This is a genomic window from Saezia sanguinis, from assembly GCF_003991585.1.
Classification (GTDB): domain Bacteria; phylum Pseudomonadota; class Gammaproteobacteria; order Burkholderiales; family Burkholderiaceae_C; genus Saezia; species Saezia sanguinis.
In genome coordinates, this window is sequence record NZ_PQSP01000001.1 from 524,206 (window position 1) to 537,675 (window position 13,470).

The following is a 13,470-nucleotide window of genomic DNA, read 5'->3' on the forward strand; positions in this document are numbered from 1 at the left end:
CACGTATCTCCTCAGACATGGACCAGGGTGCCTTCATCCTTGCCCATGACGACATTTTTGAGCGCACCGGTTTTAAAAATATTGAATACACGAATCGGCAACCCCTGGTCACGGCACAGCGCGAACGCTGTCGCATCCATGACTTTCAGGCGCTTGATAATCGCTTCGTCAAACGTTACTGTACTGTAACGCGTGGCATCCGGATTTTTAACCGGATCCGCATTGTATACGCCATCCACCTTGGTTGCCTTGAGCACCACCTCAGCGCCGATTTCAGCGCCTCTCAATGCTGCTGCGGTATCGGTTGTGAAAAACGGATTTCCCGTACCACAGGCAAAAACCACCACCTTGCCCTCATCCAGGTACTGCAAGGCCTTCGGACGCACATAAGGCTCAACCACCTGTTCAATGTTGATTGCGCTCATGACACGCGCCGTCACCCCGGCCCGATTCATCGCATCAGCCAGCGCCAGACAGTTAATGCAGGTCGCAAGCATGCCCATATAGTCGGCCGTGGAACGGTCCATCCCCTGGGCGCCAGGCGCAACCCCTCTGAAAATATTGCCGCCGCCAATGACGACAGCAACCTGTACACCCAGATCGACAACACCGCGAATTTCTTGCACCATGGCGTCGAGTGTTTCGCGGTTAATGCCAAAGGCATCCTGCCCCATAAGGGCTTCACCCGACAGTTTAAGCAAAATACGCTTGTAAACAAGCACAGAAAACTCCCCATATCAACAATGGAAATCAAACATTGGCAAGTGTAACGGACATTGACAATTTTTGTTTCAAAAAATGCTTAATTTGAGCAAAATACCTGCCTCAAAGTTAAGCAGATACAAAAAAACCGGGCGGTTCCTGCCAAAGCTGGCAGGATACCCTCCCGGTCTTCCAAGACCGTAAAAATCAGGCCTTTTGTGCTGCAGCCACCTGTGCGGCTACTTCGGCTGCAAAATCGTCAGATTTCTTCTCAACGCCTTCACCAACCACATACAAAGTGAATGCTTTAATTGACGTATTCGATTTCTTAAGCATTTCAGAAACAGTCAATTTGTCGTCTTTCACAAAAACCTGATCCAGCAAAGACACTTCTTTGAGGAATTTCTTCACTGAACCTTCCACCATTTTGGTCAGAATATCAGCCGGACGACCAGATTCAGCGGCTTTCTGCTCAGCAATGCGACGTTCCTGCTCAACCAGTTCTGCCGGCACCAGGTCAGCAGACAGCGCCTTCGGTTTCATCGCTGCAATCTGCATCGCCACATCGGCAGCAGCCTGCTCATCACCTTCAAACTCCACAATGGCGCCAATGCGGGTGCCGTGCAGATATTTGGCCAGCTTGGTACCGCCATCATGGCGTTGGAAGCGGCGGATGCTCATGTTTTCGCCAATCTTGCCAATCAGACCTTTACGCACATCTTCAACCGTCGGGCCAAATGTATCCATCGCCAAGGGCAAAGCGCTCAATGCAGCCACGTCAGCCGGGTTCTTCTCAACAACCAGTTTGGCCAGACTTTCAGCAAATTGAATGAAAGACTCATTTTTAGACACGAAGTCGGTTTCACAATTCAGCTCAACAATCGCACCAACAGAACCTGCAGTGTAGGCAGAAACAACACCTTCAGCGGTAATACGCTCGGCGGCTTTACCTGCTTTGTTACCCAGCTTGACACGCAGAATTTCTTCGGCTTTAACGGCATCCCCATCAGCCTCGATCAAGGCTTTTTTACATTCCATCATGGGTGCATCGGTTTTTTCACGCAGTTCTTTCACCATGCCTGCAGTAATATTTGCCATATCCATTTTCTCCACTATGTCTGAATGCATCACAATGCTCGTGCATTCAAAAAATACCAGTTACAAAAAAGGGGCTTCAAGCGCCCCTTTTAACCATTAACGTCAAAAATCAGGCGCGCTCGGCTGATTCCTGTACCTCAACAAACTCTTCACTGCCTTCTGCATCCGGTGCAATGGCAGCAACCAGATCGTTCACAGCATTGGCTTTGCCTTCCAACACAGCATCGGCAATTGCACGTGCATACAGCACCACAGCCTTGGCCGAGTCGTCATTCCCAGGAATGACATAATCAATACCTTCAGGCGTATGGTTGGAGTCCACGATGCCGATCACAGGAATGCCCAGCTTTTGAGCTTCTGCAATCGCAATCTTATGGTAACCCACGTCAATCACGAACAAGGCATCGGGCAAACCGGCCATATCCTGAATACCGCCGATATCACGTTCCAGCTTAGCCAGTTCGCGCTCAGCCATCAGGGCTTCTTTTTTGCTCATCTGTTCAGTACCGGCTTCCACTTTAGCCTGCATATCCTTGAGCTTCTTGATAGACCCCTTCACTGTTTTGAAGTTGGTCAGCATGCCGCCCAGCCAACGCTGGTTCACAAAAGGCATACCGGCACGGGAAGCTTCTTCAGCGATGACATCGCGGGATTGGCGCTTGGTGCCTACAAATAAGATGGTGCCGCGGTTGGCAGACAGATTACGCACAAACTTAGTTGCATCCTGCAGCAAAGGCAGGGTTTTTTCCAAGTTGATGATATGGATTTTATTACGCTGGCCAAAAATATAAGGGGCCATTTTGGGGTTCCAGAAGCGGGTTTGGTGGCCAAAGTGGACACCGGCTTCCAGCAATTCACGCATTGTCACTGACATGCTTTTACACTCCGTCGGTTAAATCTAAATACTGGCTTAAATCATATGGGGCAATTAACCCTATGACACCTCAGGCGAGCCAGATGCTTGTTACGTCCTTACAAAACCACGCGTGCGGCCTTGTTGAGCAGACTTTGATTCTCTTGCGTACTCTTCCTTCTTTATCCCCTGGCAACCCGAAACCCGAGTTTCTGAGAAACATCCTGTTACCAGTAGAGGCTCTAAAAAGGAATCCATACGAAAAAGACTGTCAATTATAGCACAAATCAACTCCCTGTGGAACTGTCTCCACTCCCCCCGCTCTTCAGTACCCGTAAAGCACACAAGGCACGCCCCTGGCATTAATAAAGACGATACGGTATGACCATGCTCCCCCATGTCAGTAAGCACACATTAAAGTAACAATTTACAATAAACGCATCTCCCCCCCTGAAAGAGCAACTTTGACATGAGTGACGACTATCCGGTCCACAAGACTGAAGAACAATGGCGCTCTGAACTGACGCCAACTCAATACGCTGTCACCCGTCAGGGTGCCACGGAGCCACCGTTCAGTGGTGCCTACTGGGACACGGAACAGCCTGGCATTTACCGCTGCATTTGCTGCCACGCCGTTTTATTTGATTCGCAAACCAAATTTGATGCGGGTTGTGGCTGGCCCAGCTATTATGCGCCGATTGACGAAGAGCGCATCGAGCGCCGTATGGACTACAGCCATGGCATGGTCCGCGTAGAAATTCGTTGCAAGAACTGTGGCGCCCACCTGGGCCATGTTTTTGAAGATGGCCCCGAGCCTACTGGACTGCGGTACTGCATCAATTCAGCTTCTTTAGATTTTGAAGCTTCCGATAACCCATAAGATATCCCTGCATGAAACTTTTATTTGATTTTCTCCCCATTATTCTGTTTTTTGCCGCATACAAACTGGCAGGTATTTTTGTGGCAACTGGAGTCGCCATCGCTGCTTCATTGCTGCTGATCGGTTTCATCTATCTGAAAGGACGAAAACCGGACATCATGCAATGGGTCAGCATTGGCGTGATTGTCGTGTTCGGTGGCGCCACAATCCTGCTGCATAACGAAACCTTCATTAAGTGGAAACCCACGGTGCTCTACCTGCTCATGGGCCTGGCACTGGCAGGCGCCCAGTTGCTGTTCAAGCGCAATCTGCTGAAACTGCTCATGGGAGAACAAATCACACTGCCTGAACCTATCTGGATCAGGCTGAACTGGATGTGGGTTGGTTTTTTCATGTTCATGGCCGCGCTTAACCTGATTGTCGCTTACCAGTTCTCTACCGATATCTGGGTTAACTTCAAACTTTTTGGCGGTATTGGACTGATGATCGTATTTGTCATTGCGCAGTCCCTCTACCTGTCGCGCTACATACAGGAAGACAGTCCGGCAGTTAAAACATCATCCGATGAATCATGACTAACCACCAGCATGAACGCTCAACTCACTCCTGATCAAATGCGTGCGGTGCTGCAACAGGCTTTTGCCCCTACCTTGCTGGAAATCATTGATGATGAAAAGCAGCATGCCTCACATGCACACCATGGCGCCGGGCATTTCCGTCTGATGATCCGCAGCCCAGCCTTTCAGGGCAAAACTCGGATACAGATGCACCGCATGATCTATGCCGCATTGGAACCTTATTTAGGTAATGGAATCCATGCATTATCGATTGATGCCAAAGGCAGCTCTGACGCATAACCGCAGTCGCACATACACCTCAGTTGCCCAGACCATCATTCATTTTTTAACTTTCTTACACATATACAACCATGAACATGAAAAAAACCGCCCTCTCTATCCTTTTAGCCGCTGCCATGGTCGCACCAGCAATGGCACAAAACATTGCAACCGTTAACGGCAAACCCATTCCGTCTGCACGTGAGCGTGTATTAGTTGAGCAGTTGCAAAGGGCCAACCCCGGAAGCACCATTGATGAAAACCAGGTAAAAGATAACCTCATTACCCAGGAAGTGCTGTCGCAGGAAGCCATTAAGCTGGGGCTGGATAAAACCGAGACTTACCGTGAACAGGTTGAAATGATGCGCCGCAGCCTTCTGATTGCTGCACTTTATGAAAACTATGTTGCCAAGCACCCCATATCCGACAAAGACATCTCCGCCGAATATGAACGCATGAAAACGCTGATGTCTACCGAATATCAGGCCCGTCATATTCTGGTCGCCACAGAAGAGCAGGCCAAGGACATCATCAACCAGATCAACCAGGGCGCCAAATTTGCAGACCTGGCTACCCAGTATTCTTTAGACAAAGGAACCGCATCTGAAGGCGGCCTGCTGGACTGGTCGCCCGCCACCACCTATGTGCCCCAGTTTGCCCAGGCACTGCAAGACCTGAAAAAAGGCCAGCTGACCGCCGCCCCGATTCAAACACAGTACGGCTGGCATGTCATCAAGCTGGAAGATGTCAGACAGAATAATGCGGCAGACTTTCCTGCTCTGAACGATAACATCAAAGCCCAGTTGCGCGACCAGATGGAACAGAGAGGATTTCTGGAATATCAGGAAAAACTCATCCAAAGCGCTGACATTAAACCCGTGCAGTAAAGTGCATTGGTACTTTACCCATGCATCTCATCTGTTATTGTTTTAACATCCTCAGATAAACATCACAGCAAAGGGATAAATTATGCGTAAACCTATCGTTATTGCATCATTGATCTGCATGGCTTGCCTGGGCACTACCGCGTATGCGCAGTCATCTGCAGGCGGTTTTTCAGGCCCGAGCACGGTCAGCAGCCAGGGTGGTTTTGTTGGCCCAAGCACTGCAAACAACGTCACCACTGTGGAACAGGCTAAAAACCTGCGTGACGATGCTCGCGTCGTCATGCGTGGCAACATCGTTCAGCACCTGGGTGGTGACAACTACCTGTTTAAAGATGCCACAGGCACCATCACTGTCGATATCGACGCCCATAAATGGGATGGCCAAACCGTGAAACCTGAAGACCAGGTGGAAATACGGGGCGAAGTGGATAAAGACTGGAACTCTATTGAAATAGATGTGAAGTCAATCCGCATCATCCAGTAGCAGCGATCAAGGCAGGCCTGATACTGATACACAGACCTGCCGGCTACCTTCTTCGGGGGAGCATTGATGAAAAAGGCTGCTGATATTTCCCTTCCACCAAGTCTGGTGTATTGATACCTGCACACCGCGCCATGCCCCGCTGCAAGCATATAATGGCCTTCTAGATTATGGACTTTCAATCTGATACCGCTTTTCAGCATCGCATCACAGCGTACGGCCCCGGCTGGATCGAGGTTGATGGTGAGCGCCAGAACAGCAGCCTGCTGCTCAGCTCCAAAACCGGCATACTGTCATGGCCATATCCCCGTTTTGACACGTTGGACGAACAGGCATTTTCCCAGTTGTTGCAGTATCGGCCTCAGATTATTGTATTTGGCAGTGGCAGCCAGTTGCGATTTCCTCGCCCGACCTGGATCAAAGCGCTGATTCAGCAGCAGATCGGCGTGGAAACCATGGATTTATACGCTGCCTGCAGAACCTATAACATCCTGGCAAGCGAAGGCAGAAACACCATTTTTGCCGCACTGATTGAATCTCCTGATACGCCCTAAAAAAGCCTATCTTGGACTATAACATCGTCATCTGCTGGGCTATCATAGCCAAAAATAGGTAATTTAGATTAAAATAGAGCTTTGCACGCCAATACAACTCTAAAACCTAAAGCAGACACATGGCCATTGTTTTAAATAAACCCCTTCCCGAGTTTGAAGCGCTCGCGACTGGTGGTATCAAGTTTTCACCGCAAAACTACCTTGGCAAAACCGTTGTCCTGTACTTCTACCCCAAAGACAACACGCCAGGCTGTACAACAGAAGCTTTACAGTTTCGCGACAAACACAAAGAGCTGGCTAAAGCCGGAGCTGTTGTGTTTGGTGTATCGCGAGACAACATGCAGTCTCATGAAGCCTTTAAGAAAAAACTGGGACTGCCGTTTGACCTGATTGCAGATACAGAAGAAAAACTGTGCCATATGTTTGGCGTGGTTAAAAATAAAATCATGTATGGCAAAAAAGTCAAAGGCATACAGCGCAGCACCTTTCTGATTGATACAGAAGGCATTCTGCGTGAAGAATGGCGCGGCCTGAAGGTACCGGGTCATGTGGATGAAGTGTTGAAAGCCATCAAGGCCATTAACAAAGAAGCCAAAAGCGCTGCTTGAAAACGTCATGCATTCCGACTAAAAAGCATATCTTGCCGTGATATGCTTTTTTTATGGTGCTTTGCTGCCAGTGCGCTGAAAAAGCACGTTGATTATTTTGCATGCATATCGATACGCCGGGATACCATCGATCATAATCCTGTGCTAGGATTGCGCTGCTTTGCAAGCAAAGCAATGTGCTTACCCCACCCCCATATTAAAAAGGACAGAACAACCATGGCAGGAGCAAGTCTGCTAGCTTTACTGGATGACATCACAACGCTTCTGGATGATGTCGCCACCATGACCAAAATTGCCGCCCGCAAAACGGCAGGCGTACTCAGTGACGACCTGGCTTTAAATGCCCAGCAGGTTGCTGGCGTCAGCGCCAAACGCGAGCTACCTGTGGTATGGGCCGTTGCCAAAGGCTCCATGCTCAATAAGGCATTCCTGATCCCTGTCGCATTGTTAATCAGTGAGTTTTTACCATGGCTGATTGTTCTGCTGCTCATGATCGGCGGAGCCTACCTGTGCTACGAAGGCGTGGAAAAACTGCTTCACAGTTACCAGCACTGGAAACAGAAAAAACAAGGTCAGCACTCAGAAGATGCCAGCGCACTGGCCAATACTTCAGTCAGTGCAGAAGACATTGCAGCGCTGGAAAAAAGAAAAATCCGCGGGGCCATCCGTACCGATTTTATTTTGTCAGCAGAAATCATCGTGATTGCACTCAATGTGGTACAGAACCAAACGCTGATGATGAAATTTCTGGTGCTGGCCGCTATTGCTGTGCTAATTACCGTAGGTGTTTATGGCATAGTCGCAGCCATTGTCAAACTGGATGACATCGGTTACTGGATGGTTCGCGACAGTGAAGAAACCGCCCTTCGCCGCAAGCTGGGCATGCTGCTGGTCAACGCCGCCCCTCACCTGATGCGCTTTTTATCCATTGTGGGAACCATTGCCATGTTTTTAGTGGGCGGCGGTATTATCATGCACAATGTGGCAGCTCTGCACCATATGGAGCTTGACGTTGCCAATTGGATAGCGACAACACCTGCTGTGGGTGAACTGTTTCAGGCCATCACCCCTTCCATCATGAGCCTGGTATTGGGATTAATCGTCGGCGCTGTGGTGCTGGCAGTTGTTAGTGGTATAGAGCACTTTTTTAGCAAAACCAACAAAGCGGATAAACCATCCGCCAGTTAACACAGCTTGCATAGACCCGCTTCAGTCTTTTGCAAGCTGTGCTTCAAACCAGTGCAGCGCCTGAACCGTGGCTTCAGGCGCATCCGCATAGACAATATGCCTTTGCGACATTGAGCGCAGCCACGTGATCTGGCGTTTGGCCAACTGACGTGTCGCAGCCACGCCTGTCAGCATCAATTCCGCTTTGATGCGCTCATCATCATCGCCACTCAAGGCCGTGTTTTCCAAAGCAGCCCAGGCCTGCCGGTAGCCAACTGAACGTATGGCGGGCAAATCGGCATTCAGATCGCCTCTTTGCATCAAAGCCCGCACCTCATCCAGAAAACCCATTTGCAGCATTTGTGCAAAACGCTGCTCAATGCGCTGGTGCAGCCAGGCACGCTCCTGTGGCTCCAAAGAGAGCAGCGGCGGGAATGGCCTGTTGCCCTTTGCCGTGAAAAAAGATGAAAGTGGTTGCCCACTGACCAGCCAGACTTCCAGCGCCCGTTGAATGCGTTGAGAATCGTTTGGCGCTAAACGTGCTGCGGTAACAGGATCAACCAGGCTCAGACGTTTATGCAGTGCTGGCCAGCCTAGTTCCACCGCTTCGGCCTCCAGGCCTGCACGTACCTCAGGCGTTGCCACAGGCAAGTCATCCAGCCCGTCAATCAATGCCTTGAAGTACAACATGGTGCCCCCCACCAGCAACGGTATTTTGTTGCGCTGGTGAATTTCATTGATCAGCCTGGATGCATCTTTGACAAAGTCTGCCGCAGAGTAAGGGTTGTAAGGTTCACGGATATCGATCAAATGGTGTGTTACCTCTGCCCGCTCCTGCACAGAAGGCTTGGCACTGCCAATATCCAGCCCGCGATAGACCAGTGCTGAATCGACACTGATGATTTCCACCGGCCAGCGGTGCGCGATTTCCAGCGCAACCGCCGTTTTTCCTGAGGCGGTCGGACCAGCAATACATAAATAATGAGGTAAAGTATTGGTGCTCATAGACTTGTTGATTGTCCCATGAAGCGCTCATCTGATGTGGCGGGTTCACAGCAATGCTAGCATTGGTACTGTGTGACGCAAACAATCAGTGAAAATCCATTAACTGCTGCAACGTTGCACGTAAATCTCCGGCAGGAATGTTCATCATGGCATTGTGATGCGTACCATTTATCACCGGCAAATAGCGTTTCGGCTCGGCGGCCTGGTCAAACAGCTTTTGCCCCAGGTGAGAAGCAATCGTTTTATCCGCACTGCCATGGATAACCAGAACAGGTGAACCCATGGATGCAATTTTGCTTCCTGCATCAAAACGCTGTGTCAACAACGGCCAGACCGGTATCCGGCCCCATTTAGGCAATGTCACAAAGACTTCATACGTGGATGGGAAAGTTGCCTCCAGAATAACACCCTGCTCATCCTGCACCCGGGCCGCCAGATCGACAGCAATGGTTCCTCCCAATGAGTGACCATATATGAAACGCTGTTGTGCCGGGTGATGTATTTGCAGCCACTGCCAGGCCTGTGCGGCATCTTCATATGCCATGGCTTCAGACGGCATATATCCGCTGCTTTGCCCAAACCCCCGGTAATCAATCCCCAGAACAGAAAACCCCAGCTCATTTAACCTCTGCATCCGCCAGATGCCCGATAACACAGGCCAGCGAGCACCATGCAAATACAAAACCACTGGCGCATCTGCCCGTTTTGACGGCAGCCAGACGCCATGCAAAGACTCTTGTGCATTGGTTTGATGGGAATAAAAATCAATCCATACATCCTGATACGCTATTTGTTGAATCAAGCGTTCTGCTGCGGCCAGATTCTCATGGCCGGGACGAAATATCCAGCTCCGCTGCTTTTCATCCAGCCAGGCAAAACCTCCCAGCAACAAGATCACCAGCCCCATCAGTAAACAACAGCAGAATAAACGCAGTTTGCTCATACAAATTCAAATCATGTTCATTATGGATATGATGATGGCAAACCTCTGTGAAGTTTGTATGAACTCATTGTGAAATCTCACAACTAAAATAAACATTAGGGCGCGTTAACTCACCCTGATTCCACCCAAAATAAAAAGGCGTTTAAAAATAAACGCCTTTTTATTCAGAAAAGAACGTGCTTACAGCGCGTTCACCAGTTCCGGTACTGCTGTAAACAGATCGGCAACCAGGGCATAATCAGCCACAGAGAAAATAGGTGCTTCCGGGTCTTTGTTGATAGCCACAATAACTTTGGAATCCTTCATCCCTGCCAGATGCTGAATGGCGCCTGAAATACCAACGGCAATATACAGCTCCGGGGCCACAATTTTTCCTGTTTGCCCAACCTGCAGGTCATTGGGCGCATAACCTGCATCTACCGCTGCACGGCTTGCCCCTAAAGCGGCATTGAGCTTATCAGCCAGAGGAACCAGCACTTCATTGAACTTTTCAGCACTGCCCAGCGCACGCCCACCGGACACAATGACCTTCGCAGCCGTCAGTTCAGGACGATCGCTCTTGGTCAGTTCACGCCCGACAAACTTGCTTTTCCCGCTGTCCTGCACAGCAGCGACTGATTCCACCGCCACGGCAGCAGAACCGGTTGCAGCCGGATCAAACGCCGTTGAGCGTACCGTCACGACCTTGACCGCATCTGCACTCTGAACGGTGGCAATGGCATTTCCTGCATAAATAGGGCGCTCAAAAGTATCTGCACTCACCACTTTGGTGATTTCAGAGACTTGTGCAACATCCAGTTTGGCTGCCACGCGTGGTGCCGTATTTTTACCATTGGCTGTGGCTGGGAAAAAGATATGGCTGTAGTCCGAGCTAATTTTCAAAACCTGCGCCGCCAGATTTTCTGCCAGGGCATTTTCAAGGCAGGCGTCATCGGCATGCAAAACTTTAGCAACGCCTGCAATCTGGGCTGCCTGTTGAGCAACCGCCTGAGCGTTCAGCCCGGTGACTAAAACATGCACATCTCCACCAACCTGTTGAGCTGCGGCAACAGTATTCAACGTTGCGGCCTGCAGTGTCTGATTGTTGTGTTCGGCAATTACCAGTGTTGTCATTTTTACATTACTCCCTTCAGATCACTTTGGCTTCGTTTTTCAGTTTTTCAACCAGTGTTGCAACATCCGGCACCACCACACCTGCTTTACGCGCAGCAGGCTCGGCCACCTTCAGTGTCTTCAGACGCGGAGCAATATCCACCCCCAGATCTTCAGGTTTAACCACATCCAGTTGTTTTTTCTTGGCTTTCATGATGTTGGGCAGTGTGACATAGCGCGGCTCATTCAAACGCAAATCGGTTGTGATAACAGCAGGCAATGTCAATGTATCTGTTTCCAGGCCGCCGTCGACTTCACGTGTCACGGTCACTGCATCAGCAGCAAGCTCTACCTTGGATGCAAATGTGGCCTGCGCACAATCGGCCAAAGCCGCCAGCATCTGTCCAGTTTGATTGGCATCATCATCAATGGCTTGTTTGCCCATGATCACCAGCCCCGGCTGTTCCTTATCCACCAGCGCCTTTAGCAGCTTCGCCACAGCAAGCGGCTGCAACTCTTCGGCAGTTTCAACCAAAATGGCACGATCTGCACCAATGGCCAATGCGGTACGCAATGTTTCCTGAGACTGAGCAACCCCGCAGGATACAGCCACAATTTCGGTCACGCTGCCCCCTTTTTCCTTTAAGCGCACAGCCTCTTCAATAGCGATTTCATCGAATGGATTCATGCTCATTTTGACATTGGCAATATCCATTCCGGAACCATCTGATTTAACGCGTACTTTAATGTTATAGTCCACTACTCGTTTTACCGGGACTAAGATTTTCATGCAGCTTCTCCTCAAGCATCGTTGAAAGTTAATCGTTATTGACCATCACAAATGACAGGCATAGCTTCAGATTTCATCATCACAATGAAAAATCCAAAAAAATTCCTGGGCACCGCAAAAAGTGCATTTGCCAATTCTAAACGTGAATGCGTATTGCCGGGGAGAAAAACGAGCTAAACCCATGTTTTTCATAAGCTTCATTTTGCCAGGAGAAACACATACCATGCTCTTGCCCGGCAATGTCACAACCTCTCAAATACCAGATATTTTGCGGTGCTTTGCCCCAGAAATTCCGTGCAAAGTGATCACTGAAGCGACCCTTTCATCGCGGCAGGCAATGGCAGCGCCATCACCTCGATGCCCTCTTCCTCGAGTGTCTGGACTTCCTCCGGCGTTGTTTGTCCTCGAATACCTCTTTCAGCTACTTCACCATAATGTATACGTCTGGCTTCTTCTGCAAAACGCTCACCCACATCTTCGGTATTTTTCATCACATGATCAACAACCTTCAGCCAAAGAGACTGCATGGCATCATGTGGTAAATGCGACGCACTGCCAGCCGGAAGCGTGTTATTTAGATGATTGCCTGTGTCTGCTTCGTCAGAATGTCGCCCTGATTTGAGATTCAAACGCGGTGCGGCAGGCAGTTTGCTGATTTGCGTACTGCCACAGAATGGGCAAGACACCAATGCATCGGCATTCTGGCTCTGATAATCATCCTCTGAGCCAAACCAGCCTTCAAAAGTGTGCCCATGTATGCACTGGAGATCAAATACTTTCATAAAACGACAAAACAGCAAAATACAGCAGTAAAAACACTGCTATTGCCATGATAGCAGGTAATCAGTGATACAGCTCAAACCACCTGCCAATCAGGCTGCCACTCATCATGCAGCCAGGCATTCAGCCACCGCAGTGCACACAAAGTTTTGCTGTCCGTGATGGTCCCGTCCAGACTCCACTGATTGACCTGTTGTACTGGAGCTGTAAAAACATCAACAAACTCCCCTTGGTCAAGCCTTTGCGCTCCTGCACTTAATTCTGTTGCTAACCAGATGTGAATGATTTCATCAGAGTATCCAATACACGGATAAATTTTGCCCGCATACGCCCAGCGCCGTGCCGTATAACCGGTTTCTTCGCGTAACTCCCGAACCGCACACGACAAATCTGACTCCTGCGGATCGAGTTTACCCGCAGGAAACTCAATCATCTCCTGCTGTACAGGGTAACGGTACTGCTTCTCAAGCACCAACTGCCCGTCTGGCAACACCGGAATAACAACTGCTGCGCCAGGGTGCACACAGTATTCGCGCGTGGCCTGCTTTCCATCCGGCAACAATACAGCATCGCGCCTGATTTCAAGAAAACCGCCCCGATAAGCGACTTGAGAGTCAATCGTCTTTTCTTTTAAAGACATGGCTTATGATGACTTCCAATATAGGTTGATTCAAATTCAATGCAAAAGGTATGCATGAAGAAAAAAAGCTACCGATATGCAGGTGAAAGAATTCACCTGCCCTTTTTGGTAGCTTTTCTATATGAGAAACGCCAATCCTGGCCAAGTTGCGCTA

Annotated in this window: 17 protein-coding genes; 8 read left to right on the forward strand and 9 right to left on the reverse strand. The window is 49.6% G+C overall.

Annotated features, from left to right (window positions below):
- Nucleotides 1-11 precede the first annotated feature (11 nt).
- From pyrH to rpsB, 3 genes are all read right to left on the reverse strand, one after another.
- Nucleotides 12-722 (reverse strand): UMP kinase, encoded by a 711-nt coding sequence (gene pyrH, locus CUZ56_RS02385; protein ID WP_126977844.1) that lies wholly within the window; start codon nt 720-722, stop codon nt 12-14.
- A 187-nt stretch (nt 723-909) separates the two neighbouring features.
- The gene (gene tsf / locus CUZ56_RS02390) at nt 910-1,800 is read right to left on the reverse strand and encodes a translation elongation factor Ts (protein WP_126977846.1); all 891 of its coding nucleotides are present in this window, start codon (nt 1,798-1,800) and stop codon (nt 910-912) included.
- Between the two features lie 109 nt (nt 1,801-1,909).
- Nucleotides 1,910-2,674 (reverse strand): 30S ribosomal protein S2, encoded by a 765-nt coding sequence (gene rpsB / locus CUZ56_RS02395; RefSeq protein WP_126977848.1) that lies wholly within the window; start codon nt 2,672-2,674, stop codon nt 1,910-1,912.
- Between the two features lie 448 nt (nt 2,675-3,122).
- Between rpsB and msrB the strand changes: the two genes are divergently transcribed.
- The 8 genes from msrB to CUZ56_RS02435 all read left to right on the forward strand — a co-directional run bounded on the left by msrB (nt 3,123) and on the right by CUZ56_RS02435 (nt 8,087).
- Entirely contained in the window at nt 3,123-3,533 is a 411-nt protein-coding gene (gene msrB, locus CUZ56_RS02400) for a peptide-methionine (R)-S-oxide reductase MsrB (RefSeq protein WP_126977850.1), read from the forward strand.
- Between the two features lie 11 nt (nt 3,534-3,544).
- Nucleotides 3,545-4,108, forward strand: a complete 564-nt coding sequence (locus CUZ56_RS02405; protein WP_126977852.1) for a septation protein A — start codon at nt 3,545-3,547, stop codon at nt 4,106-4,108.
- A gap of 12 nt (nt 4,109-4,120) precedes the next feature.
- Entirely contained in the window at nt 4,121-4,390 is a 270-nt protein-coding gene (locus tag CUZ56_RS02410) for a BolA family protein (RefSeq protein WP_126977854.1), read from the forward strand.
- Nucleotides 4,391-4,467: 77 nt separating this feature from the next.
- Nucleotides 4,468-5,256 (forward strand): peptidylprolyl isomerase, encoded by a 789-nt coding sequence (locus tag CUZ56_RS02415; RefSeq protein ID WP_162615230.1) that lies wholly within the window; start codon nt 4,468-4,470, stop codon nt 5,254-5,256.
- Between the two features lie 82 nt (nt 5,257-5,338).
- Nucleotides 5,339-5,740: a YgiW/YdeI family stress tolerance OB fold protein gene (locus CUZ56_RS02420; protein ID WP_126977858.1), complete on the forward strand. Its 402-nt coding sequence runs from the start codon at nt 5,339-5,341 to the stop codon at nt 5,738-5,740.
- A gap of 167 nt (nt 5,741-5,907) precedes the next feature.
- Entirely contained in the window at nt 5,908-6,291 is a 384-nt protein-coding gene (locus tag CUZ56_RS02425) for an Mth938-like domain-containing protein (protein WP_126977860.1), read from the forward strand.
- 119 nt (nt 6,292-6,410) lie between these two features.
- Complete coding sequence (locus tag CUZ56_RS02430; protein ID WP_126977862.1) at nt 6,411-6,899, forward strand: peroxiredoxin; 489 nt, start codon at nt 6,411-6,413, stop codon at nt 6,897-6,899.
- 216 nt (nt 6,900-7,115) lie between these two features.
- Nucleotides 7,116-8,087, forward strand: a complete 972-nt coding sequence (locus tag CUZ56_RS02435; protein ID WP_126977864.1) for a DUF808 domain-containing protein — start codon at nt 7,116-7,118, stop codon at nt 8,085-8,087.
- A 21-nt stretch (nt 8,088-8,108) separates the two neighbouring features.
- On the opposite strand, the gene miaA is transcribed toward CUZ56_RS02435, so the two are convergent.
- From miaA to CUZ56_RS02465, 6 genes are all read right to left on the reverse strand, one after another.
- Nucleotides 8,109-9,071, reverse strand: a complete 963-nt coding sequence (gene miaA, locus CUZ56_RS02440) for a tRNA (adenosine(37)-N6)-dimethylallyltransferase MiaA (protein ID WP_126977866.1) — start codon at nt 9,069-9,071, stop codon at nt 8,109-8,111.
- Nucleotides 9,072-9,156: 85 nt separating this feature from the next.
- Nucleotides 9,157-10,014 (reverse strand): alpha/beta hydrolase, encoded by an 858-nt coding sequence (locus CUZ56_RS02445; protein WP_126977868.1) that lies wholly within the window; start codon nt 10,012-10,014, stop codon nt 9,157-9,159.
- A 180-nt stretch (nt 10,015-10,194) separates the two neighbouring features.
- Nucleotides 10,195-11,127 carry an electron transfer flavoprotein subunit alpha/FixB family protein gene (locus CUZ56_RS02450; protein ID WP_126977870.1) on the reverse strand — a complete coding sequence of 311 codons (933 nt, stop codon included), beginning with the start codon at nt 11,125-11,127 and terminating at the stop codon, nt 10,195-10,197.
- Between the two features lie 16 nt (nt 11,128-11,143).
- The gene (locus tag CUZ56_RS02455) at nt 11,144-11,896 is read right to left on the reverse strand and encodes an electron transfer flavoprotein subunit beta/FixA family protein (protein ID WP_126977872.1); all 753 of its coding nucleotides are present in this window, start codon (nt 11,894-11,896) and stop codon (nt 11,144-11,146) included.
- A 305-nt stretch (nt 11,897-12,201) separates the two neighbouring features.
- Complete coding sequence (locus tag CUZ56_RS02460) at nt 12,202-12,678, reverse strand: DUF1178 family protein (protein ID WP_126977874.1); 477 nt, start codon at nt 12,676-12,678, stop codon at nt 12,202-12,204.
- Between the two features lie 74 nt (nt 12,679-12,752).
- Nucleotides 12,753-13,316 carry an NUDIX domain-containing protein gene (locus tag CUZ56_RS02465; RefSeq protein ID WP_126977876.1) on the reverse strand — a complete coding sequence of 188 codons (564 nt, stop codon included), beginning with the start codon at nt 13,314-13,316 and terminating at the stop codon, nt 12,753-12,755.
- Nucleotides 13,317-13,470: the final 154 nt, after the last annotated feature.